Source organism: Uruburuella testudinis (assembly GCF_022870865.1).
GTDB lineage: Bacteria > Pseudomonadota > Gammaproteobacteria > Burkholderiales > Neisseriaceae > Neisseria > Neisseria testudinis.
Genome location: NZ_CP091508.1, coordinates 1,419,723 through 1,444,237 on the forward strand (window position 1 = coordinate 1,419,723; position 24,515 = coordinate 1,444,237).

The 24,515-nt window shown below is 48.4% G+C and carries 22 protein-coding genes; 17 read left to right on the plus strand and 5 right to left on the minus strand.

Going from position 1 to position 24,515, the window contains the following annotated elements; all coding sequences use genetic code 11:
- Positions 1 to 240: 240 nt before the first annotated feature.
- A complete protein-coding gene (ttcA, locus tag LVJ83_RS06545; protein WP_244787471.1) occupies positions 241 to 1,185 on the minus strand; it encodes a tRNA 2-thiocytidine(32) synthetase TtcA in 945 nt (314 codons plus the stop codon).
- Positions 1,186 to 1,300: 115 nt separating this feature from the next.
- The gene (locus LVJ83_RS06550; protein ID WP_244787473.1) at positions 1,301 to 2,575 is read right to left on the minus strand and encodes a TolC family protein; all 1,275 of its coding nucleotides are present in this window, start codon (positions 2,573 to 2,575) and stop codon (positions 1,301 to 1,303) included.
- Positions 2,576 to 2,805: 230 nt separating this feature from the next.
- Between LVJ83_RS06550 and LVJ83_RS06555 the strand changes: the two genes are divergently transcribed.
- The 11 genes from LVJ83_RS06555 to LVJ83_RS06605 all read left to right on the plus strand — a co-directional run bounded on the left by LVJ83_RS06555 (position 2,806) and on the right by LVJ83_RS06605 (position 12,648).
- Complete coding sequence (locus tag LVJ83_RS06555) at positions 2,806 to 3,966, plus strand: JmjC domain-containing protein (RefSeq protein WP_244787475.1); 1,161 nt, start codon at positions 2,806 to 2,808, stop codon at positions 3,964 to 3,966.
- Between the two features lie 93 nt (positions 3,967 to 4,059).
- A complete protein-coding gene (locus LVJ83_RS06560; protein WP_244787476.1) occupies positions 4,060 to 4,230 on the plus strand; it encodes a hypothetical protein in 171 nt (56 codons plus the stop codon).
- 33 nt (positions 4,231 to 4,263) lie between these two features.
- On the plus strand, positions 4,264 to 4,632 hold the full coding sequence (locus LVJ83_RS06565) for a hypothetical protein (RefSeq protein WP_244787478.1): 369 nt from the start codon (positions 4,264 to 4,266) through the stop codon (positions 4,630 to 4,632).
- A 377-nt stretch (positions 4,633 to 5,009) separates the two neighbouring features.
- Positions 5,010 to 5,180, plus strand: coding sequence for a hypothetical protein (locus LVJ83_RS06570; protein WP_244787480.1), 171 nt, complete (start codon positions 5,010 to 5,012; stop codon positions 5,178 to 5,180).
- A 276-nt stretch (positions 5,181 to 5,456) separates the two neighbouring features.
- On the plus strand, positions 5,457 to 5,726 hold the full coding sequence (locus LVJ83_RS06575) for a hypothetical protein (RefSeq protein WP_244787483.1): 270 nt from the start codon (positions 5,457 to 5,459) through the stop codon (positions 5,724 to 5,726).
- A gap of 232 nt (positions 5,727 to 5,958) precedes the next feature.
- Positions 5,959 to 6,336, plus strand: coding sequence for a hypothetical protein (locus LVJ83_RS06580; RefSeq protein ID WP_244787485.1), 378 nt, complete (start codon positions 5,959 to 5,961; stop codon positions 6,334 to 6,336).
- Positions 6,337 to 6,666: 330 nt separating this feature from the next.
- On the plus strand, positions 6,667 to 7,944 hold the full coding sequence (locus LVJ83_RS06585; protein WP_244787679.1) for an HlyD family secretion protein: 1,278 nt from the start codon (positions 6,667 to 6,669) through the stop codon (positions 7,942 to 7,944).
- A gap of 2 nt (positions 7,945 to 7,946) precedes the next feature.
- A complete protein-coding gene (locus LVJ83_RS06590; protein ID WP_244787681.1) occupies positions 7,947 to 10,043 on the plus strand; it encodes a peptidase domain-containing ABC transporter in 2,097 nt (698 codons plus the stop codon).
- Positions 10,044 to 10,178: 135 nt separating this feature from the next.
- Positions 10,179 to 11,429, plus strand: coding sequence for a lipoprotein-releasing ABC transporter permease subunit (locus LVJ83_RS06595; protein ID WP_244787487.1), 1,251 nt, complete (start codon positions 10,179 to 10,181; stop codon positions 11,427 to 11,429).
- On the plus strand, positions 11,422 to 12,114 hold the full coding sequence (gene lolD, locus LVJ83_RS06600; protein WP_244787489.1) for a lipoprotein-releasing ABC transporter ATP-binding protein LolD: 693 nt from the start codon (positions 11,422 to 11,424) through the stop codon (positions 12,112 to 12,114). Before LVJ83_RS06595 ends, lolD begins: the two co-directional genes overlap by 8 nt.
- Before the next feature lie 168 nt (positions 12,115 to 12,282).
- Positions 12,283 to 12,648: a hypothetical protein gene (locus LVJ83_RS06605; RefSeq protein WP_244787491.1), complete on the plus strand. Its 366-nt coding sequence runs from the start codon at positions 12,283 to 12,285 to the stop codon at positions 12,646 to 12,648.
- Here the strand turns inward: LVJ83_RS06605 and lipA are convergent.
- From lipA to LVJ83_RS06620, 3 genes are read right to left on the minus strand one after another with little or no spacing between them, the layout of a single operon-like run.
- Positions 12,625 to 13,587: a lipoyl synthase gene (lipA, locus tag LVJ83_RS06610; RefSeq protein ID WP_244787494.1), complete on the minus strand. Its 963-nt coding sequence runs from the start codon at positions 13,585 to 13,587 to the stop codon at positions 12,625 to 12,627. The two genes, LVJ83_RS06605 and lipA, sit on opposite strands and share 24 nt — an antisense overlap.
- Positions 13,584 to 14,204, minus strand: coding sequence for a lipoyl(octanoyl) transferase LipB (lipB, locus tag LVJ83_RS06615; RefSeq protein ID WP_244787496.1), 621 nt, complete (start codon positions 14,202 to 14,204; stop codon positions 13,584 to 13,586). Before lipB ends, lipA begins: the two co-directional genes overlap by 4 nt.
- A complete protein-coding gene (locus LVJ83_RS06620) occupies positions 14,204 to 14,473 on the minus strand; it encodes an HP0495 family protein (protein ID WP_244787498.1) in 270 nt (89 codons plus the stop codon). Before LVJ83_RS06620 ends, lipB begins: the two co-directional genes overlap by 1 nt.
- 220 nt (positions 14,474 to 14,693) lie before the next feature.
- Between LVJ83_RS06620 and lon the strand changes: the two genes are divergently transcribed.
- The 6 genes from lon (at position 14,694) to rnc (ending at position 24,239) form a co-directional block, all read left to right on the plus strand.
- A complete protein-coding gene (gene lon / locus LVJ83_RS06625; protein WP_244787500.1) occupies positions 14,694 to 17,141 on the plus strand; it encodes an endopeptidase La in 2,448 nt (815 codons plus the stop codon).
- A 189-nt stretch (positions 17,142 to 17,330) separates the two neighbouring features.
- Positions 17,331 to 17,600, plus strand: a complete 270-nt coding sequence (locus LVJ83_RS06630) for an HU family DNA-binding protein (protein ID WP_244787502.1) — start codon at positions 17,331 to 17,333, stop codon at positions 17,598 to 17,600.
- 244 nt (positions 17,601 to 17,844) lie between these two features.
- Positions 17,845 to 19,686, plus strand: a complete 1,842-nt coding sequence (locus LVJ83_RS06635; RefSeq protein WP_244787504.1) for a SurA N-terminal domain-containing protein — start codon at positions 17,845 to 17,847, stop codon at positions 19,684 to 19,686.
- A 435-nt stretch (positions 19,687 to 20,121) separates the two neighbouring features.
- Positions 20,122 to 21,915: a translation elongation factor 4 gene (lepA, locus tag LVJ83_RS06640; protein ID WP_244787506.1), complete on the plus strand. Its 1,794-nt coding sequence runs from the start codon at positions 20,122 to 20,124 to the stop codon at positions 21,913 to 21,915.
- A complete protein-coding gene (gene lepB, locus LVJ83_RS06645) occupies positions 21,916 to 22,914 on the plus strand; it encodes a signal peptidase I (RefSeq protein WP_244787508.1) in 999 nt (332 codons plus the stop codon).
- Positions 22,915 to 23,522: 608 nt separating this feature from the next.
- Positions 23,523 to 24,239 (plus strand): ribonuclease III, encoded by a 717-nt coding sequence (rnc, locus tag LVJ83_RS06650; RefSeq protein WP_244787683.1) that lies wholly within the window; start codon positions 23,523 to 23,525, stop codon positions 24,237 to 24,239.
- The last annotated feature ends 276 nt before the right edge of the window (positions 24,240 to 24,515 follow it).

Consider the following 24,515-nt stretch of genomic DNA (forward strand, 5'->3'; position numbering starts at 1 on the left):
GCCAACGTCGTTAGATTATGTTTGTGAATGGTATGACTGTCTTATCAGCTAACTTATTGAACGGCTATATAACAAAATCATTCCGTATTTTGAAAGTTATCAGGCCGTCTGAAAATTTCAGACGGCCTGATGCACAAATATCAAAGTGGTTTTCCACCCCAAAATTATAGCTTATACCCATTCGCAAACATAATCTAACGGCGCAGGCTCAACTGACCAGCTTGCTTTGGTGAAAAGGTATTAATCTTTCGGTTTGCTGGCCAAAATATTAATCACTTTTTTCGGTGCCGGCAGCTCTACTTTGATGGCCTCTTCATGATTGAGGCCGTCTGAAAACTGCTGCGGCAGGCTTTCGCGGTCAAACGCCAAATCGCCGCCATGTTTCAGCTTTTGGCCGCGTTCAAGTGATTGAAAGTCAAACAAACCGGTATCGGCCAAATGCGAGGGCACCACGTTTTGCAGCGCTGAAAACATGCTCTCGATGCGGCCGGGAAAACGCTTGTCCCAATCGTTGAGCATTTCCTTAATGACCTGGCGTTGCAGATTCGGCTGTGATCCGCACAAATTGCAGGGAATAATCGGAAATTGTTTTAACTCGGCATAGCGTTCCAAATCTTTTTCTTTCACATACGCCAACGGGCGGATAACGATATGCTCGCCGTTATCGCTCACCAGCTTCGGCGGCATGGCCTTGAGCTTGCCGCCGTAAAACATATTCAGAAACAGCGTTTGCAGAATATCGTCGCGATGGTGGCCGAGGGCGATTTTGGTGCAGCCCAATTCTTTGGCCACACGATACAGCACACCGCGGCGCAGGCGGCTGCACAGCGAACAAGTGGTTTTTCCTTCCTCAATCACGCGTTTCACCACCGAATAAGTGTCTTCTTCAATGATTTTGTAGGGCACACCGATGCTTTCCAGATATTCCGGCAACACATGTTCGGGAAAGCCCGGCTGCTTCTGATCGAGATTTACCGCCACCAATTCGAAATCAATCGGCGCACTGGCTTGAAGCTGGCGCAGAATATCCAAAAGCGCATAGCTGTCTTTACCGCCCGAGAGGCACACCATAATTTTGTCGCCCGCTTCAATCATATTGAAATCATTGACGACATCGCCCACTGCATGGCGCAGGCGCTTGTTTAATTTATTGTTTTCGAGTTCGTGTTTCGGTTTTTTAGACATGGTTTTTCAGGTAGGGGAAAATTTTTCAGGGCTGAATTATAGCTTATTGAAGCAAAGGCCGTCTGAAAGATTGTATTCAGACGGCCTTATATATTGCACTTTTTGAAACAGAGATTTAGTTTAACAGCGTATTGATTTGCGCCACCCGCGCAGATTCATTCAAAACACCGGCGCTTTGCAACAGCTGTAAATAAGCGCGGATATGGCCGTATTTGGCTTCGGCCAGCTTTTGTTCCGCATCGGCTTTGGCCTGTTGTGCCTGCACTTCTTCCAGATTATTGCGGATGCCGACTGTTTTTCCCATCCGGGTGGCTTCCAGGCGCGCATTGGCGCTGTCGAGCAGGCGCTGTTGGGCAAGCATTTGGATTTTGCTGCTGCGGCTGCCGAGATAAGCCTGCCGCACTGCTAAGGCAGTCTGCCGTTCGGTGTCCAGCAGCAGAGCATGGTTTTGGGCAACACGCGCGGCGGCTTCGCGCACTTGGCTGGCGGTTTGGCCGCCGCTGTATAAAGGCATACTCAACTGCAACGTCAGTGTTGCGCCTTTGCTGCGGTATTTTTGTGCATCACCGGCATATTTGCGGGTGCTGTGATTATCCTGATAACCGCCGTTGAGGGTAAGCCGCGGCAAATGGCTGCCTTTGGCCGCAGCAAGGGCGGCTTCAGCGTTTGCCAGCGCTGCTTTTTGCAGCTGCCATAAATGGTTGTGCTGTTTGGCCAGTTGCTGCCATTGTTGCTCTTGTGATCCGGCAAGAAAATTGCCTAAATCTTTGTGCGGTTGCAAGGGGCGGATATCAGCAGGATTAAGCCCGGTTAAATCCGCCAGGGTATTTTCTGCTATCTGCAATCGGGTGGCGGTGTCGATTTCTTTGGCCAGCGCCGCATCATAGCCGGCTTTGGCTTCATAAGTATCTAAAATGGTGGCGGCACCTTGTGCAAACATCGCCTGTGCCTGCCTGATTTGCTGGCCATAGGCGCTTTTTTCATCGCGCACGGCTGCCAACTTATCACGGTTGAGCAACACATCAAAATAAGCCTGCGCCACATTCAAGCGCAATTCGTCTGCATGGCCGGCCAGCCGGATATCAGCCATTTTTTCGGCTAACCTGCCTTGCCGGTATTGGGCAAAGCGGCTTTTATCAAACAATATCTGGCCGGCCTGCACATTCCAGCCGTGGCTTTGGGTGTTGGCGGAAAGCGAATAAGGTTGCTTTTGATAAACCGCATTGGCCGTTACCTGAGGCAGTAAAGCCGCCCGCGCCTGATATTTCTGCTCGGCCTCCGCATCACGGCTGTGCTTGGCGGCGGCATGGCCGGCAGAATAATTTAAAGCCGCCCGCCAAGCTTCGGATAAATCGAAAGCATTGGCCGTCTGAAAAATCATAGACAGCATAAAACAAAATACGAATAACAATCGAAAATTTAGCATAAGTTTTAATATAAAGAAGTTTGTCGTTAAGATAATTTGGAAAAATTAACAGATAAAGCATCAATATTTTAAATTTATAGTTGAATAGAATTAATTATTGATATATGTCAAATATGTTTGTAATATAGCATAAATATATTTTAAGGCAATTAAATTTTTGATAAACACCCAATACGCAGGAAAGAAGGAGCAGCATGCATTTGGATTTCAAGATTTCACCGGAGCAGTTTCACCGCGAATACCTTTATCAAAAGCCTATGGTATTTAAAGGTGCGGTTAAAAATATCAATATCGGCTGGAAAGAGATAAACGAGCTTTATCAGCGGGCAGATCCGATGGATCACCAGTTTAAATTCCGCAAAGGGCCGATGATCCCGAAAGAAGCCTATGTGGAAGCCGTTAATGATGTCGGGCGCACGCGTTACCGCTTTAATAAAGCAGCGGTGTATCAATATTTGAAAGAGGGCGCAACGCTGGTTTACAACCGCATCAACAACGAGCCGTTTGTCGATGATATTGCCAAGCAGGTGGCGCAATTTGCGCGGGCGCAAACCGTTGTGAGCAGCTATCTGGCTTTTGGTGATGCCCCTTCCTATAAAAATCATTGGGATACCCGCGATGTGTTTGCCGTGCAGCTGGTCGGCAAAAAACATTGGACCCTCTCTGCACCTAATTTCGCAATGCCGCTGTATATGCAGCAGGCCAAAGATATGCCGCATATCCTGCCGCCCGAAAAAACCGATATGGAAGTGGTGCTTGAAGCCGGCGATGTGCTGTATATTCCGCGCGGCTGGTGGCACAACCCTGTGCCGTTGGGCTGTGAAACCTTTCATCTGGCCATCGGCACCTTTCCGCCAAACGGCTACAACTATATGGAATGGTTGATGAAGCAGATGCCCGAAATTACCAGCCTGCGTCAAAGTTTTCGAGGTTGGGATGCCGATCAAGAAAATATCCGGGATATAGCGCAGCAAGTGGCCGGGCTGATTGCCAACCCGGAACAATATGAACACTTTATACAGGCATTTTTGGGCGATCAGCGCGTAGATTCACCGTTGCGGATGGAATATTTCGGCAACCCGAATGCAGACAGTCTGCCGGATAATGTGCGGCTGCGGCTGAATGCGGTGGATATGTCTACGCTGGCAAAGGGCTATATCATTGCCAACGGCACCAAAATCAATGTGGATGAAGACAGCATTGAGGTGCTGGAAAAGCTTGCCTGCCGGAATAAAGTATCGTTATGTGATTTATTGGCCGGGTATACAAAAGAACATCAAACTAAAATTGAAATGCTGATTACCCAAATGGGTGCATTGGATATTATTGAAATTATTGAAACAAAAGGGAATTAATAGCGAAATAATATTTAGGCTATATTTTAAATAAAATATATTAATCATCCTAATTAATTGATAGGTGGTTTGATTTATTTTTTAAGGAAATATATGGATTTAACTTTAGGGCTTGTTTTTTTAGGCAGCTTTTATTTTCTTTTTTTTATAGGTAAGTTTTTTAGTTTAGGTGACAGGTTTAAGGAAAAGTATGATGTTGAAATTGAATTTTTGTTCTATCTGATAGCAGGAGTAATTACAGTAATAGTTTATTTGAATATATAGCTTTTAAATTTTAGTTACTATTAAAGGAATATTATGCGTCAATTAGATATCAAGGATTTGGAAATTGTAACAGGTGCTGTTGGTGTTCCGGGAGCAGTTTTCGGGGCGGCTTCTGGGCTTGCAAGCTACGCAGGGAATATAAGTACAGGCCCAAATGAATGGGATTGGGTGGATGCTGCAATGGTTGTTGGTGTCGGTGCCGTCGCCGGTGCAGTTACAGGGCCTGTTGGTGCGAATCGAGCTGTTCATGCTATTGGTATTTTGGGTGTTGGAGGCGTTGTTGCTGGGGGAATGCAGAGCGTACGGACAGGAACAGTTACGATTGGCCCAGTAACATCAGTGCCTGCATCAGCTCCAGATCCAGCAGGTAATAATTATTGTGATGATGGCACAGATTACTAAGTATTCATATCTATCAAATCATTTTGATATTTCAGCATTAAGTATTGCTATGCAGCATTATTGATAAAATTTAATGTAATTTAAACAATTAATTTAAATATGGAGGGTTTATGGCTTTCAATTTAGCAATTATTTTTTTTAGCAGTTTACTATTTTTTTTTCTAGTAAGTAGCTTTTTTAATTTAAATAAAGGGTTTAGGTATAAATATGGTATTTCTGCCGGTTGGGTGTATCTTGTAATGGCTATAATATTTACAGGTGTTATATATTTAATTTATGCTTAATAAATATTTGAATTGTATTCTAAATAAAAATATATTTAATATCGACTATCCTAATTAATTGATGGTAGTTTGATTTATTTTTTAAGGAAATATATGGCTTTAACTTTAGGGCTTGTTTTTTTAGGCAGCTTTTATTTTCTTTTTTTTATAGGTAAGTTTTTTAGTTTAGGTGACAGGTTTAAGGAAAAGTATGATGTTGAAATTGAATTTTTGTTCTATCTGATAGCAGGAGTAATTACAGTAATAGTTTATTTGAATATATAGCTTTTAAATTTTAGTTATTATTAAAGGAATATTATGCGTCAATTAGATATCAAAGATTTAGAAATTTAGAAATTGTAACAGGTGCTGTTGGTGTTCCGGGAGCAATTTTTGGTTCGGCTTCTGGGCTTGCAAGCTATGCAGGAAATATAAGTACAGAGCCAAATAAATGGGATTGGGTGGATGCAGCAATGCTTGTTGGTGTCGGTGCCGCGACCGGTTTTAGTATTTTAATGGTTATGCTTGTTATAAATATCAAGCAATATTGAAGGAGAGGAGATGGAGCAAAAATCAGAAATAAGACAGGTTGTAGATTTTGTAATCATTTTTACAATTATTCTTGCTATGTTTTATATAATATTATTGTTATATTTGCATGTGTTAAATAAAATTTTAATGGATAAGTTAGATGTAAAAACTTATCAGATTTTATTGGAATATTCAGGTGCGATTTCTATTGTTGTAGCATGGGTGCTGTTTCAAGGGGGGGGGAAATTTTTTATTTTTTTAAGAAAAAGAAGTCAGGAGATTAGAAGTAAGAAGGATTAATGGAGCAAAAATCAGGAATACAAAAAATTATATATATTTTAAGTATTTGTTTTGTTTTTTTATATAATATTCTTGTTTTATATATATGTCTTGAATAAAGTTTTAATAGACAAATTAGATATGGAAACTTATCGGTTTTTGTTTGAATATTCAATTGTGCTTTCTTTTGTTGCAGCATGGATATTGGCTGAAGTGTTTATTAAACTTTTTATATTTTTAAGGAGAAAAAATAATGAAAGAAATTACCATTCGTGAATTAGAGATGGTGGTAGGCGGAATGGGCGCTATTCCGCATATTATCCGAGCCGGCTCTGTTGTGCTTAAAAGCCCTGCCGGAAAAGGGGCTGTAGTCGGAGGGGGCGTGCATGTTGCTGAAAATCAATTAAGCGGTACGGAAACCAATATATCAGGTTTCACGGGAGCTGTGGTGGGAGGTGCTGCTGGTGGGAAAACTCACGGGCTACCGGGGTCAGTTATCGGTTCCAGCCTGCTAGGGTCTTCGCTTGAAGGCGCATTGAATGGTAAAGGACCTCTTGCTCCTGAGTTTTTCAAAAACCAAGGAAAAGACCCGGCCGGAAATAATTATTGTGATGATGGTACGGATTATTAATCAGATAGGGCCTTCAGGCCGCCTGAAAAATAAGGGCAGTAGTGCTTGGCAGATACTTTAATGATGAAAATAAATTATTTAAAGAAATGCAATGAATTGTTGAAAATCTTTATTGATAGTAGGGTTGACAGCATCTGTTGTTTTTGATTTTGAGGGGATTTCTAACTTCATCAAAATAGGCAATTCATTTGCATTTTTTCTTTGGGTAAATCAGGATTAAGCGGTGCTTTTTCTGTGATGGTTTTCTTGGTTTATTGACATTATAAAGCAAACAAGTCCGGCAGGGGTTGAAGCCTGAGTGTTATTAATTTTTTATAGAATTATATGAGTATGTCAGAAACGCCTGAACATTTCTTCCGCCCTGAAGTATTTGAAGCGAAAAAACACAAATGGACCGGCCGGATTGTGCTGACCCGACCGTTTTCTTTTGTGTTTTTAAGCTGGTGTGCGGCCATTGTGGCGGCACTGATTGTGATTTTTGCCGTGTTTGGCAGTTATACGCGCAAAACCACAGTTGAGGGGCAGCTTTTGCCGGTGTCGGGTTTGGTCAAGGTATATGCGCCGGATATGGGTATTATCAGTGAGAAAAAATTTGCCGATGGTGATTTTGTCAGGCAGGGGGATGAGTTATTTACGCTTTCGACCAGCCGTTATAACGGCAGCGGCGATATCCAGCAGCGTTTGGCGGCGGAAGCGGCTTTAAAGAAAACGCTGCTGTTGCAGGAAATCGGGCAGGTGCAGCGGGTGCATGAGGGCGACGGACGCGTTTTGCGCAGCAGCCTGGTTAAGCTGCAAAGCCAGTTGGGTGATGTGAGAAAGCAGTTGGCAGGGCAGGTGCGCAGGGTAAAGCTGGCGGAGCAGGTGGTGGAAAAATACCGGCCTTTATTGCAGCAGGGCTTTATTTCCGAGCAGCAGATGATGGGCTATGAGGGTGATTATTTAGACCAGCTTTCGCGCTTGGATGCACTAAGACGTGAAGAAACGGGCATCGAGCGTGAAATCGGTGAGCAGCAAATCAGCCTGAAAAACCTGCCGCAGCGCCAGCAAACAGAATTGAGCCAGCTTAATCGGGCTATTGCATCGATTAATCAGGAGATGTTGGATTGGGATTTGAAGCAGCGGCAAAGCATACGTGCGAGTAAATCCGGTTATGTGAGCACTTCAAATGTGGAAGTGGGGCAGCAGGTGGATCCGAGCCGGTTGTTGTTGAGTATTGTGCCGGAAGATGCTGAATTGGTGGCGAATCTTTATGTACCCAGCCGTGCTATCGGCTTTATCAAACCGGATGATAAGGTAGTGTTGCGTTATCAGGCTTATCCGTATCAGAAATTCGGCCATGCGGGCGGCAAAGTTGTTTCGATAGCCAAAACCGCTTTGGGCAAACAGGAGTTGGCGGGGCTGGGTGTGATTTTCACGGATGCGGCGCTTTTAAACGAGCCGGCTTATTTGATTAAGGTAAAGCTGGATAAGCAGAGCATTCAGGTTTATGGTGAAGAAAAACCGCTGCAAATCGGCATGGTTGTAGAGGCAGATGTGTTGCATGAGCGTAAAAAGCTGTATGAATGGGTACTCGACCCGCTTTACAGTGTTTCGGGAAAATTAAATTGAGTATGGATTATCTGGCAAGGCTTTCTTTCGGTTTTAATAAAAAGCTGCCGATTGTATTGCAAACCGAAGTAGCCGAGTGCGGCTTAGCTTGCCTGGCTTCGGTGTTGGCGTATCACGGCTATCACACAGATTTGCGTACTTTGCGGCAGCAATATTCGCTTTCACTCAAAGGGGCTAATCTTGCCCATATTGTGCGTTTTGCCAATCGGCTGAATCTAACTTCAAGAGCTTTGCGTTTGGAATTGCACGAGTTGGAAAATTTGAAGCTGCCTTGCATTTTGCATTGGGATTTGAATCATTTTGTGGTGTTGCGTTCGGTGGGTAAAGATGCGGTAACGATTATGGATCCGGCTATCGGTTTGCGCAAAGTAAAGCTGTATGAGGTGTCGCGCAAGTTTACCGGTGTGGCGTTGGAATTGTGGCCGAACACGCATTTTGAGGAAAAAGAAGAAAAACAGAAAATCAAGATTTTGCCTTTATTGAAGGGTGTGTCGGGTATCAAGCGCTCGTTGGTGCAGGTATTGGTGTTGGCTGCGGCGTTAGAGGTGTTTGCGTTGGTCAGCCCGTTTTTTATGCAATGGGTGATTGATCATGTGATTGTGACGGCTGATCGGAATTTGTTGACTACTTTGGTGTTGGGTTTCGGTTTGCTGATGATTGTGCAGCAGTTAATCGGTTTGCTGCAATCATGGGTGGGTATGCATTTGGCCACCACTTTGAATATTCAGTGGAAAGCCAATGTGTTCAAGCGGTTATTGGCTTTGCCGAGTGATTTTTTTCAGAAAAGGCACTTGGGTGATATTGTTTCACGCTTCGGATCAATAGACAGTATTCAAAGTACGTTGACTTCCACATTTTTTGTGGTGATTCTCAATGGCGTAATGGCGGTGTTTACCTTTGCGCTGATGTTTTTATACAGCCCGCAATTGTCGCTGATTGTATTGGTAACGCTGGGTTTGTATATTTTAATCCGCTGGGCGGCTTATCATCCGCTGAGAAATGCTACTGAAGAGAATATCGTGCATGCTGCCAAGCAGAGCTCTTATTTTATGGAAACGGTGCGCGGTATTCATACGGTAAAACTTTTTCAGAAAAACGAACAGCGCCATGGCGTATGGATGAGCCTGTTTGTTGATACTGTTAATACCGGTTTGACCACACAGAAACTGGCGATTTTATTTGGTTTTTCTAATAAGCTGTTATTTGGTGTGCAAGGGATTCTGATCGTTTATCTGGGCGCCCTCAATGTTTTGGACGGCTTGTTTACCGTGGGGGTGTTTATGGCTTTCTTGGCGTATAAAAGCCAGTTTGAAGGCAGGGTGGGCTCGCTGGTTGATCAATATGTGCAGATTAAAATGCTGGGATTGCATGCAGAGCGGTTGGCCGATATCACGCTGACGGAGAGTGAGTTGGAAAAAAGCGAGCAAGCTCATTTGCCGGTATGTGGGCATGATGTTGAAATTGTATTAGAAGATGTGGCTTTTCGGTATGCTGAAAGTGAGCCGTTTATCTTGAAAAATATCAATTTACATATTATGCAGGGTGAATCTGTGGCCTTGGTTGGCAGCTCGGGATGCGGGAAATCAACGTTAATGAATATTTTAATTGGAAATTTGAAGCCCGAAGCAGGTAAGGTTTTGGTAAACGGGTATGATATTTATCAACTGCATCCTGATTTTATACGGGGGTTAAGTGGTACGGTAACGCAAGACGATGTGCTGTTTTCGGGTTCGATTGCTGAAAATATCAGCTTTTTTGATGAAGTACCGAATCTGCAAAAAGTCGAACAATACGCCCGCATGGCAATGATTCATGAAGAAATCATGCAAATGCCTATGGGTTATGAAACTTTGATTGGCGATATGGGCAATGCTTTGTCGGGCGGGCAGAAACAGCGCATTATTTTAGCGCGGGCACTTTACCGTAACCCGAAAATTTTGTTTTTGGATGAAGCCACCAGCCATCTAGACATGGCTAATGAAGCAGCGATTAATGAGAATCTGAAAGCGGTGAATATAACCAAAATCATGGTGGCGCACCGAAAAGAAACCATCGATTCGGCAGACAGAGTGATTAATCTGGAAACAGAGTTTGCATAAACGGAGGCCGTCTGAAAGATTGTATTCAGACGGCCTTTTGCATGTCTTTATCCTTTTCAGACGGCCTTAAACCGATTTAACTGCTTTTACGGTACAATGCCCGTTTGTTTTCAATAAAAAGGTGTGCCTGAAAAAATGGCTTCTTTAGAAACTTGGATCGGCCTGCGTTATTTGCGGGCGAAAAAGCGCAATGGGTTTATGTCGTTTATCACCTTGATTTCGATTGCCGGGATTGCGCTGGGCGTGACGGCGCTGATTGTGGTGTTGTCGGTGATGAACGGTTTTCAGAAAGAGATTCGCGGCCAGCTTTTGAATGTGGCGCCGCATGCGGAAATCGGTTATTACGATACGGGCAACGGTGAGGATTGGCAAAGTTTGCGCCGATATGTGGAAGGTAAAAAAGAGGTGCTGGCCACGGCGCCTTATGTTTCTGATCAGGCTTTGCTGGCGAATGCGGGCGAGGTGCGCGGGGTGCAGATTCGCGGGGTGTTGCCGGATGAAGAACAAAAAGTGGTTGATTATGGCAGCAGTATGCCGCAGGGCAGTTTTGCCGATTTGAAGCCGGGCGAATTTGACATTATTCTCGGCGAGGGGCTGGCGCAGGCGTTGGGCGCAGAAGTAGGCGGTAAGGTTACGGTGATTACGCCTGAGGGTAATGTAACGCCTGCCGGTGTGGTGCCGCGTTTGAAGCAGTTTAACGTGGTGGGCATTGTGAAAACGGGTGTGTATGAAGTGGATAATTCACTGGCGATGACGCATCTGAAGGATGCGCAGGTGCTTTACCGTATGGGCGAGGGCGTGGGCGGATTGCGCTTGAAACTGGCCGACCCGCAAAATGCGCCTGCATTTATTGCCAACCTGATTCCGCACGCCGAACAAGATAAGGTTTGGGTGCGCGATTGGACGTTTCAAAACCGCAGCTATTTTGAGGCGGTGGAGCTGGAAAAGCGCATGATGTTTATCATTCTAACGCTGATTATTGCGGTGGCGGCATTTAATCTGGTGTCGTCGCTGGTGATGGCGGTAACGGAGAAACAGGCTGATATTGCGATATTGCGCACACTGGGTTTGGCGCCTGCCGGCGTGATGAAGATTTTTATGGTGCAGGGCGCATTTGCCGGTTTTTTCGGCACACTTATCGGCGTGATTTGCGGCGTGGTGCTGGGTTTGAGTGTGGGGCGGATTGTGGCCTTTTTCGAGAACTTGTTCGGTGTGCATCTGATTAATTCGCAAATTTATTTTATTGATTATCTGCCCAGTGATGTCAACCCGCGCGATGTGGCCGTGATTGCCTGCATTTCGCTGGTGCTGGCTTTTTTGGCCACGCTTTATCCGAGCTGGCGTGCAGCAAAAACCCAACCTGCGGAGGCGTTGCGTTATGAATAATGTGGTATTGGCCTGCAATCATGTGGGCAAAAGTTACCGTGACGGTGAATTGCATGTGGATGTGTTGCAGCAGCTGGATTTTCAGGTGGCCGAAGGGCAGAGCGTGAGCATTATCGGCGCTTCGGGCAGCGGTAAATCAACGTTGTTGCACATTCTCGGCGGTCTTGATATGCCCAGCAGCGGCAATGTGAATTTGATGGGCCATGATTTGAGTAAGTTGAATCAAAAACAGCTGGGCGATTTGCGTAACCGTTATCTTGGTTTTGTGTATCAGTTTCACCATCTGCTGCCTGAGTTTTCGGCGTTGGAAAATGTGATGATGCCTTTGTTAATCGGCAAAAAACCGAAAGCCGAAGCCGAAGCGCAGGCTGCGGCAATGCTGGAAAAAGTAGGCTTGAAACCACGCATGCTGCACCGCCCGAGCGAATTGTCGGGCGGGGAACGGCAACGCGCCGCTATTGCCCGTGCATTGGTCACCCAGCCGAAATGTTTATTGGCGGATGAGCCGACCGGCAATCTCGACCGTAAAAATGCGCAAAATATTCTCGATATGATGTTGGATTTGAAAAACGAGTTGGCTACGGCGTTGGTGGTGGTTACCCATGATGATGAACTGGCCGGGCGCTTTGACCGTGTGATGACCATGGCCGACGGGCGCTTAGAGGATAAGGCGGTGTCTTGGTGAGACTTGTCGGTTTGTTGTGGCTGCTTTGAAAAAAGTTTGCGGGCGGAGCCTACGCTGCATCTGCGTTATCAACCGTTATCGGCAATTTCATTAAAACAAGGCCGTCTGAAAACCGTACTTTTACGGTTTTCAGACGGCCTTAAGGCATCCTGACCATTCGATTTATGGGTGTATTTTGCTCCTGAAAACGCATCTGCTGCGTTAAAAAGCCCCGCAAAATGTCCAATCTTGCTGCGTTTTTTGCCTTGCACCTGTATTTCGTCGCTGTCAACCAACACCGATTCGGCATTGCTGCGGGCGGCGGCCTTGATTCCAGAAGGGTTTTGTTTTTCGGTTTGCCGTCTGCCTGCTGATGAAGGGATGATGCAAATGCCGTCTGAAATAATTTTCAGACGGCATTTTTTCAGGGATTTCTGTTGTTTTGATAACCGTTTGCTATTCGGCTGTTTTGGTTTTCATCGCTATGAAATCCCTTGCCCGGCGGCGCATGGCGGGGCTGCCGGCTTGCGGTTATGCTTCGCGCAGGGCTTGTGAGGCTTGCTCGTCGGCGTGGTAGCTGGAGCGTACCATTGCGCCGATAGCGGCGTTGGTAAAGCCCATGGCGTAGGCCTCTTTTTCAAATTCTTTGAATTGTGCCGGGGTAACATAGCGCAACACCGGCAAGTGGCCGTCTGAAGGTTGCAGATATTGGCCGACCGTGATCATTTCGATATTGTGCGCGCGCATATCGCGCATGATTTCGCGGATGTCGTCATCGCTTTCGCCCAAGCCGACCATAATGCCGGATTTGGTGGGAATGTGCGGCATCATTTCTTTGTAGCGGCGCAGCAGCTCCAGCGAGTGTTTGTAGTCGGCGCCGGGGCGGGCTTTTTTATACAGGCTCGGATGGGTTTCGAGGTTGTGGTTCATGACATCAGGCGGGGTTTGGGCGAGGATTTCCAGCGCGATATCAAGGCGGCCGCGAAAATCGGGCACGAGGATTTCGATTTTGGTTTGCGGGCTTTTTTCACGGATGGCGCGGATGCAGTCGGCAAAATGCTGGGCGCCGCCGTCGCGCAAGTCGTCGCGGTCTACCGAGGTAATCACCACATAGCGCAGTTTCATGGCGGCTACAGATTCTGCAAGGTTGGCCGGTTCGTCGGCATCCAGCGGGTTGGGGCGGCCGTGACCGACGTCGCAGAAGGGGCAGCGGCGGGTGCAGATGTCGCCCATAATCATAAAGGTGGCGGTGCCTTTGCTGAAGCATTCGCCGATGTTGGGGCACGAGGCTTCTTCGCATACGGTGTGCATTTTTTGATCGCGCAAGATGTTTTTGATTTCAAAAAATTTCTTGCCGCTCGGCAGCTTGGCGCGTATCCATTCGGGTTTTTTGATTTTTTCTTCGAGCGGCACGATTTTAATCGGAATACGTGCGGTTTTGTCGGCACCTTTGAGTTTGATGCCTTGTTTGGGGTCGGTTTTGATTGCGCTCATTGTGCGGTTTCTTTCGATGCGAGTTGTGTTTTCAGATGGCCTGTGAGCTTGTCGGCCACTTCACTCAGTGTGGGGCAGGGGCTCAGCAGGTCGGCCATTTGTGTCATTTCCATGCCGGCATAGCCGCAGGGGTTGATGTGGGTAAACGGTGTCAAATCCATATTGATGTTGAGGGCGAGGCCGTGGTACACCGCACCGTTTTTAATTCTCAGACCCAGCGAGGCGATTTTTTTGGCGCCCACATACACACCGGGACGGGCGGGATCGGCGGCGGCATTGATGCCGTATTCGGCCAAGGTGGCGATGATGCTGTTTTCTAAGGCACTCACGATGTGGCGTACGCTGGTTTTGCGGCGTTTGAAATCAATCAGGGTGTAGATCACCAGCTGGCCGGGGCCGTGGTAGGTAATCTGGCCGCCGCGGTCGATTTGCACCACGGGGATGTCGTCGCGTATCAGCAGGTGCTCGGGTTTGCCGGCCAGGCCTTGGGTGAAGACCGGCGGGTGTTCGACCACCCATAATTCGTCTTCGGTTGCCTCGTTGCGGCCGGCATTGAAGGTTTTCATGGCTTCGAATACGGGCGCATAGTCGGCCAGCCCGAGGGATATGATTTTCATCACAGCACCACTTTAACCATCGGGTGCGCGGTCAGGGCGCGATAGATGTTGTCGAGCTGCTCTTGGCTTTCTACGTTGACTTGGGCGGTGGCGCCCAGGTAGTTGCCTTTGCTGCTGGGGCGGGTGTTGATGTGTTGCGCCTGCGTGTCGGGGGCGTGCTGCCGGATAACATTGAGAATGGTTGATTCAAACTCCGGATGCTGTGCGCCCATGATTTTCAGTGGGAAAGTGCAGGGAAATTCGAGCAGGGTGGTTTTTTCTTCGGACATGGCGGTTTCCTTGATTTGAGCGGTTCAGGCCGTCTGAAACAGGTTTTCAGACGGCCTGAACTCTATCGGATGTTATTCTAGCGCAAATAGTGTTCACAATCCATCTTGCGGGCGTAGAGACAGTGCCCGCGCGAAAGCAGTTTTTCAAGGCTTGAAAAAAAATATTTCAACCCAACGTTGCCGTTAATCCGATTTATTCAGCAAAGAACAGAGATTAAAAATGGCAACAGACAAACATTTTGAGGAATATAGCGCATTGGCCACTCTGCCCTTGCGCGACGTGGTGGTTTATCCGCATATGGTTTTACCGCTGTTTGTGGGCCGGCCCAAATCGATTGCCGCACTTGATTTGGCCATGGATAACGATGAACCGGTGTTTTTACTGGCGCAGCGCGATCCTAATGATGAAGAACCCAATGCCAAAGATTTGCATGAAATGGGCACTGTTGCCCATGTGCTGCAAGTATTGAAGCTGCCCGACGGCACGGTAAAAGTGCTGGTGGAAGGTGTGCGCCGCGCCCGCGCCTTAACGGTGGAAGACACCGGCGAGCTTTTTCTGACGCATGTGGAAGCTGTGTATGACAGCGAATCCGACAGCGCCGATATGGAAGCATTGCGCCGCACTTTATTGTCGCAGTTCGACCAATTTGCCAAGCTCAATAAAAAGATTCCGAGCGAGGTTATCGGCACCATTCACGGCATTGAAGAAAACGGCCGTTTGGTTGATACGGTGGCTGCACATCTGCAATTGAAGCTGGATCAGCGCCAGGAAATCCTCAACACCGTGAGTGTGGCGGAGCGTATGGAATACCTGCTCGGCCAGATTGAAGCCGAGCTGGACATCATGCAGGTAGAAAAACGCATCCGCGGCCGGGTGAAGCGCCAAATGGAAAAATCGCAACGCGAGTATTACCTCAACGAGCAGGTAAAAGCGATTCAGAAAGAGTTGGGCGAAGAAGACGAGCGCGGCGAACTGGATGCATTGGAAAAACAAATCAAAGAAGCCGGCATGAGCAAAGAGGCGGAAGAAAAATGCCTGGTAGAATTGAAAAAACTGAAAATGATGCCGCCGATGTCGGCCGAATCTACCGTGGTGCGCAATTATATCGACACCCTGTTGGAATTGCCGTGGAAGAAAAAATCACGTGTTATCAAAGATATCGTTAAGGCCGACTTGGTGCTTGATGCCGATCACTACGGTTTGGAAAAAGTAAAAGAGCGTATCCTCGAATATTTGGCGGTGCAAAAACGTGTCGACAAGCTCAAAGGGCCGATTTTGTGCCTGGTCGGGCCGCCGGGCGTGGGTAAAACCTCGTTGGGCGAATCCATCGCCAAAGCCACCGGCCGCCAATATGTGCGCATGGCCTTGGGCGGCGTGCGCGATGAAAGTGAAATCCGCGGCCACCGCCGTACCTATATCGGCTCGATGCCGGGTAAGATTTTGCAAAACATGGCCAAGGCCGGTGTGAAAAACCCCTTATTCCTGCTCGATGAAATCGACAAAATGGGCAACGATTTTCGCGGCGATCCTGCCAGCGCGCTGCTGGAAGTGCTCGACCCGGAACAAAACAGCAAGTTTGTCGATCATTATGCCGAGGTAGATTATGACCTGAGCGATGTGATGTTTATCGCCACATCCAACAGCTTCAATATTCCGCCGGCACTGCTCGACCGCATGGAGATTATCCGCCTTTCCGGTTATACCGAAGATGAGAAAATCAGCATTGCCATGCAGTATCTTGTGCCCAAACAAATGAAGCGCAACGGCGTCAAAGACGGTGAAGCAGAGATTGAAGAGAGTGCGGTGCGCGACATCATCCGTTACTACACCCGCGAAGCCGGCGTGCGCTCGCTGGATCGCGAAATCGCCAAAATCTGCCGTAAAGTGGTGATGAAAGTGGCCATGGCTGAAGACAAAAAAGCGGCCGCAGGAAAAGGCCGTCTGAAAGCCGAAACCACGGTGGTCAATGCTGAAAACCTGCGTGATTATCTGGGGGTACGCCGTTTTGATTACGGCGTGGCCGAAGATGAAAACCGCATCGGCCAGGTAACCGGGCTGGCGTGGACGGAAGTCGGCGGCGAATTGCTGACTGTTGAAGCGGTAGCATTGCCCGGCAAAGGCAACATCATCCGCACCGGCCAGTTGGGTGATGTGATGCAGGAGTCGATTTCCGCAGCCTGGAGCGTGGTGCGCTCACGCGCCGAATCGGTGGGCTTGGCACCGGATTTCTATGAGAAAAAAGACATCCACGTGCATGTGCCCGAAGGCGCGACACCGAAAGACGGCCCCAGCGCAGGCATCGCGATGACACTTTCCATGGTGTCGGCATTTACCCAAATCCCCGTGCGTGCCGATGTGGCGATGACCGGCGAAATTACCTTGCGCGGCGAAGTGTTGCCGATTGGCGGTTTGAAAGAAAAACTTTTGGCGGCGCTGCGCGGCGGCATCAAGCATGTGCTGATTCCGCACGACAACGTGAAAGATTTGGAAGAAATTCCCGCCAATGTGAAAGAGGGGCTCACCATTCATCCGGTCAAATGGATTGATGAAGTGCTGGCTTTGGGTTTGGAGCGCCAACCCGAGCCTTGGCATGCCCCGCAGACAGAGCCTGAGCAAGGAGTGCCGAACGAGGGCGGCAAGTCAAGCTTAAAAGCAACCAAACACTGATTTAGTAGCAATGTGTTGTAAAAGATGCGGTAGATATGGGCGAAACCTTGAAAAAGCGCAATATTCCGCATCTTTTCGCTTGACACAGCGATTTTAGGCTTGCTATAAAGGCGCAGATGTACAAAATTTGTACCAAATGCCCGATTGTCGGGGCTTTCATTATTTCTAAACGATAGAAAGGGACTTATTGTGAACAAGTCTGAATTGATTGAAGCCATTGCTCAAGAAGCCGATATTTCCAAAGCAGCAGCTACCAAAGCTTTGGACGGTATGATGAATGCTGTCACCAACGCGCTGAAAAAAGGCGACACCGTAACTTTGGTTGGTTTCGGCACTTTCTACGTTGGCGAGCGTGCAGAGCGCCAAGGCCGCAACCCGCAAACCGGCGAGCCGCTGACCATTGCTGCGGCCAAAACTCCGAAATTCCGCGCCGGTAAAGCTTTGAAAGACGCGCTGTAATACCCGTTTGAACCGTATTGATAAAGGCAGGCCGCTTGGCTTGCCTTTTTTGCTATCTAAGGCCGATTGGTGCGGTTCGCTTTATCGGTTTGTTTGGGCAAGGCGGATAATTTGTATTGCCTTCGGCTCGCCGCCTTGTCGGTTTACTTTTATGAGTGGGTATAAAAATCCGCTATAAATTGTCCGCCACCCCGAAAACACGCTACAATGCGGCTTTGCTTTTCACATTACATCATTAGAAACTATGTTTGCTTCCGTAGAAAAATACAGTGGTCCCGCCAAAGTGTTGCTGGGCTTGATTGCGTTGACATTTGTCGGCTTCGGTGTAAGCACCGTGGCGGCACCCGGTTCTGATTATATTGTTAAGGTGGGCGACCAAAAGGTTAGCCAGCAGGCTTTGAATCAGGCTGTTCAAAATGCTCAGGCCGCCGGCGGCAATGAATCGCGTGATGCGATTTTTAATGCCTTGCTGCAACGCGCGTTGTTAACCGAAGGCGCCAAACAGATGGGCGTTTCGGTATCGCAACAGCAGCTGAAGCAGATTATTGTGGATGACCCGAGCTTTCACGATGCAAGCGGTAAATTCAGCCAGGATTTGCTGAATCAGTATCTGAGCCAGCGCCATTTGAGCGAAGATCAGTTTGTGGCGGAAATCCGCGAGCAATTTGCTTTGCAGAATATGATGAATCTGGTGCAGAACGGCACGTTAGTCAGCGATGCGCAGGCACGGCAGCTGGTAAATCTGATGCAGTCGCAGCGCACCATCCGCACCGTGACATTCAGCCCCGAAGCATTTGCCGCCCAAGTGAAAACCGATGATGCGGCCTTGAAGGGCTATTATGAGGCGCATCAAAAAGATTACACGATTCCGCAGGCAGTGAAGCTGGAATATGTGGCCTTAAACGCCCAAAACTTGGCGGCGGCGCAACCGGTGAGCGAGCAGGAACTGCGCACGGCGTTCGAACAGGAAAGCGCGGCAGCCCAGCCCAAGCGTGAAATCGCCCATATTTTGTTTCCGGTTGCGCAGGATGCAAGCGATGCCGAGCGCAATCAGGCTAAAGTTGAGGCTGAAAAAGTATTGGCACAAGTGAAAGCCGATCCGTCGAAATTCGCCGCTTTGGCCAAGCAGTATTCCAAAGACCCCGGTTCGGCCGATAATGGCGGCAATATCGGCTATATGGCTAAAGACGGCGGCTTGGGTAAAGAATTTGAAGATGCTGCATTTTCATTGGATAAAGGCGCCATCAGCGATGTGGTTCAGACGGCCTACGGTTATCACATCATTACCATTCTGAATATTCAAAACCAGCCGGTGTTTGAGCAGGAAAAGCCGCGTCTGGAAGCTGAGTTGAAGCAGAAAAAAGCGGCCGCAGAATTTGCAAAAGCCAAAGAGCAATTGGCCGAAGCGGCGTTCAACCATCCCGAAGGTTTGAGTGAAGTAGCCAAAATCACCGGTTTGAAGCTGGAATCGCCACCGGATTGGCTCACGCGTGAAAACGGTCAGGCTGCCGGCATGCCTGAAGATTTGCTCAATGCTGTGTTTAGTGACGATGTGTTGAAGAAAAAGCATAATTCCGAGCCGGTTACGGTCAATGAAAACACCGTGTGGGTGGTGCGTGCCAAAGAGGTGCGCGAGGAGAGTACGGAGAGCTTTGACAAAGCCAAAGATGCTGTGCGTGTGGCTTATTTGCGTTCGGAAGCAGCCAAGCTGGCCGAAACCAAAGCCCAGCAGGCGCTGGTGGATTTGAACAGCGGAGAAAAACCCGCATTGGCTTGGTCGCCGGTGTCTGAGCTGACTGCCGAGCAGGCGCGTCAGTCTATGCCGCCTGAAGCATACAGCGCGCTGTTGAAAGCCCGTCCGGCAGCGGGCAAGCCGGCTTATGTATTGCTTGAGGGCTTGCCGGCACCGGTGTTGATGGAGGTGCAGGCGGTTAAAGCACCGCAAAATGCCGAAGCACAGCTGCCGCAGGCAAAATTACTGTTGGCACAAAATCAGGCCAATAATGTATTCGACAGCTTGCTCGCTAATCTGCAAAAAACCGTCAAACAAAAACAGGGCGCCCAAAAAATAAGCGATTCGGAATAAAGGCGGATGTTGAAAAACCGGAGCGGCTGCACAGCGGCTCCGGTTTTTTGCGGCGATTGCGGCGGAGCGGGTCGGGTGGTGCTAATACGGCAAGTGTGCCGGTATACCTAACCTGCAGAAATATTCACATGTCTGTTATTCGATGTTTACTATAATCATGCAGAAGCTTGGTTTTTAAGCTAGAATACGCGGCTGTGGTGAAAGAACCTGCTGGATGGTGTTTGGCGCCGTTATGCCGGCTGTAGCAATATTCCGCATGGCGGGCTCTTTTACTTGATTTGCGCCAAATTCAACAGGCCATCTGAAAATCAGCAACCCGTTTCATATCTATTTGTCACAGTAAAACCGGCAAGACCGGGCTATGCAGCCGGGCGGATTTATGAATGGTTATTCAGACGGCCTGAAATACACGTTTAACGGCTTACATACAAACCAATGAAAAATATTCGAAATTTCTCTATCATCGCACACATCGACCATGGCAAATCTACGCTGGCCGACCGTTTTATCCAATATTGCGGCGGGCTGGAAATGCGTGAGATGAGCACGCAGGTGCTCGATTCGATGGACATTGAAAAAGAACGCGGCATCACCATCAAAGCACAAACTGCCGCTTTGAGCTACAAAGCGAGAGACGGCGAAACCTATCAGCTCAATCTGATTGACACCCCGGGTCATGTGGACTTTTCTTACGAAGTTTCCCGCTCGCTTTCCGCCTGTGAAGGCGCGCTTTTGGTGGTGGATGCTTCTCAAGGCGTGGAAGCGCAAACTGTGGCCAACTGCTACACTGCCATTGATTTAGGAGTGGAAGTGGTGCCGGTGTTAAACAAAATTGATTTACCGGCCGCTGATCCCGACCGCGTGGCGCAAGAAATTGAAGACATTATCGGCATCGATGCGGTAGGTGCGGTAACCTGTTCGGCCAAGAGCGGTTTGGGCGTGGAAGAGGTGCTGGAAGAAATCGTGCAAAAAGTGCCGGCGCCGGCGGGCGATGAAAGTGCGCCTTTGCAAGCGATGATTATCGATTCGTGGTTTGATAATTATGTTGGCGTGGTGATGCTGATCCGCATCAAAAACGGCACCTTGAAGTTGAAAGACAAAGTGCAGTTTATGAGCACCCGTGCAGAAACCCAAGTGGAGCAGCTGGGTGTGTTCACGCCCAAATCGGTGCCGAAAACCGAATTGAAAGCCGGCGAAGTGGGCTTTTTGATTACCGGTGTGAAAGAATTGGATACGGCCAAAGTGGGGGACACCATCACCTTGTTGTCCAACCCCGCCGCTGAGCCGCTGCCGGGCTTTCAGGAAGTGCAGTCGCAAGTGTTTGCCGGGCTTTATCCAGTGGAAAGCCATGATTATGAGGCTTTACGCGATGCTTTGGAAAAATTGCAGTTGAACGATGCTTCCTTGAAATTCGAGCCGGAAGTCTCCCAAGCGCTGGGTTTCGGTTTCCGCTGCGGTTTTTTGGGTCTGCTGCATCTGGAAATCGTGCAGGAGCGGCTGGAGCGCGAATTCGATATGGATCTGATTACCACCGCGCCGACGGTGGTATATGAGGTGTTGCTGAAAAGCGGCGAAAAAATCGAAGTAGAAAATCCATCCAAGCTGCCCGAAGTGGGCAGTATTGAAACCATTTTTGAGCCGATTATCACTGCTACTATTTTGGTGCCGCAGGAATACGTGGGCGCGGTGATGACTTTGTGCAACCAAAAGCGCGGTATTCAGAAAAATATGCAATATTTGGGTCGTCAAGTCATGCTGACTTATGATTTGCCGATGAACGAAGTGGTGATGGATTTTTTTGACAAGCTCAAATCCACCTCGCGCGGTTATGCTTCGCTGGATTACGAATTCAAAGAATTTCAGGCGGCCGATTTGATCAAACTCGATATTATGGTAAACGGCGAAAAAGTAGATGCGCTCAGCCTGATTGTCCATCGAGCCAATGCCGTATACCGCGGCCGCGAGCTGGCCGCAAAAATGCGTGAGCTGATTCCGCGGCAAATGTTTGATATTGCTGTGCAGGCCGCTATCGGCAGCCAGATTATCGCCCGCGAAACGGTGAAAGCTTTGCGCAAAAACGTTCTGGCCAAGTGTTACGGCGGCGATATCACACGTAAGAAAAAGCTGTTGGAAAAACAAAAGGCCGGCAAACGCCGCATGAAGCAGGTGGGCAATGTAGAAATTCCGCAAAGCGCTTTTTTGGCGATTTTGCAAGTGGGAGACAAATAAATGAGCAATACCCTGATGTTGGGCGCGGTGGGCGCGCTGGTGGCCGGTTTGGTGCTGTTTTTCATCAGCAGCAAACAGCGTACGGAAAGCGGCGAATGGAGCAGTTCGCTGCAATGGGGCTATTTGCTGATGATGATCGGCGTGTTCGGCATTTTATCGGCTTTTATGAGCTTTACCGCCGTGCTGCTGATTTTTGTATTGTTTACCGGTTTGGTATGGCTGGTGCACAAAGGCCGTCTGAAAAGCCGCACAGGCAATGCCGACAGCAATCATTTCACCGATTATATGAGCGGTTTTTTTCCGATTATCCTGATTGTGTTTGTGTTGCGCACTTTTGTGGCCGAGCCGTTTCAGATTCCCTCCAGCTCGATGCGCCCGGGCTTGGTTGTAGGTGATTTTATTTTGGTCAACAAATTCGCTTACGGTATCCGCACGCCCATTATCAATAATGTATTGGTGCCCACGGGCGAAGTGGCGCGCGGCGATGTGGTGGTGTTCAATTACCCGGAAGACACCAAAATCAACTACATCAAGCGCGCCGTCGGCGTGCCCGGCGATGTGGTCGAATATAAAGATAAAGTGTTGAGCATCAACGGTAATATTGTGGAAGACCATGCCGCGGGTGTGCAGAGCTATGCGGAAAATACCCGCCAATACGGGGTCATCAATATTGAGGCGGATGCATTTAGGGAAACCATCGACAACCACACTTTTGAAGTATTGAAAATGTCTGATGAGCCGAGCTTCAAACCGGAGCGTGTGCGCCCTGATTTTGCTTACCGCAACAACTGCGAATACACTGAAGACAGTGCCGGTGCGGGAACAGCCTTTAAATGTATCGTGCCCGAAGGCCATTATTTTATGATGGGCGATAATCGCGACAACAGCGAAGACAGCCGCTATTGGGGTTTTGTGAGCGATGATCTGATTGTCGGCAAGGCATTTTTCATTTGGATGAACTTCGGCCATATGAGCCGCGTGGGCACCCGAATCGAGTAACCGTTAAACACAGCCGCTCAACTTAATCGCCATACAGGCGCGGCATGATGCAGTTGAATGGCTGTAACAGGCCGTCTGAAAGCAGATTCAGCATTCAGACGGCCTCATAAGCTATATCGTGAATCAGGCTTTATACCCATTTGCAAAAGCAAGCCGACGCCGCTAGGTTAGTTTCGTGAATGGGTATAACGATGCAGATCAAGCCGTCTGATACCCATTCATAAAAGTAAACTAACAAGGCGGCGAGCCGAAGACAGTGCAGCTAGCACGGCAAGGCGAGCCAACGCTGTTAGGTTATTTTTGTGAATGGGTATGAATATGCAGAATATGCTTTCAGACGGCCTCAAGTTATCTTTAATACAGCCTTAAATCTTTTCCACATTTTGGCGTTATGGCCACTACCTACTTAAGAAAATCAACCGACAAGGCGGAGCAAAGCCGCATACTTGGTTGAAAGTGGGCAGCACACGGATTTTGCTTTTGAAATGCCGCTATCTGTCTTTCGGGGCCGTGGCTTATTGGGCAATAACTGGTTGCAGTTGGCAAGCCGGCATGTGCCGGTATCTCAAGTGTTGAAAAGCATTGGGGCAGGACTTTGAAAGTAAATGATGAAACCCAACCCGATAAAAGCACGGGCACTGCAACAGATTCAACAGCAGCTCGGCCACACTTTTGCTTCAACCGCTCTGCTGATACAGGCGTTGACCCACCGCAGCCATTCGGCCAAAAACAACGAGCGCTTTGAATTTGTGGGCGACTCGATTTTAAACTACACCATCGCCAAAATGCTGTTTGATGCGTTTCCCAAGCTCAGCGAAGGCGAGCTTTCGCGTTTGCGTGCCAATTTGGTTAATGAAAGCGTGTTGGCTGAGCTGGCGCGGGAAATGAACGTGGGCGAGGCCTTGTTTCTCGGCACCGGCGAATTGAAAAGCGGCGGATTTGACCGCGCTTCGATTTTGGCCGATGCGATGGAAGCCATGTTTGCCGCTGTGAGCTTCGATGCCGGGTTTGCCGCCGCCGAGCAAGTGGTGTGCCGCCTGTTTGCCGGGCGGGTGAAAGCGGTGGATTTCAAAAATCAGGGTAAAGACAACAAAACAGTGTTGCAGGAAGCCTTGCAGTCGCTCCGTTTCGCTTTGCCGAAATACCGGATTGAAAAGCAAACCGGCGAAGGCACCGATGCCCGCTTTGAGGTGTCGTGTGATTTGGGCGAATTGGGTTTTATCTGCACCGCTGAAGCAGGCAGCCGTAAAGCGGCCGAGCAGGAAACGGCGAAGGAAGCGATGGCCTGGTTGCAGCAAAAATATCCGCTGAAAAAGAAAAAATAAGCCAGGCCGAATGGTTTTAAAGGCTTAAAATGACGCAAAACAGTTGAAAACGATATGGGTGTTTTGCGTTTGTTTTTCCGATATCTGTATGCCTAGGGTGTTCTGACAATTCGATTTACGGGTGCTTCTTGCCCCTGAAAACGCATCTGCTGCGTTAAAAATACTCGCAAGATGTCCAATCTTGCTGCGTTTTTTGCCTGGCATCTGTACTTTTATCACAAAAATCTGAATCATTCTGAATGGTCAGGACACCCTAGCAGTTGCAGATGAAGGCAT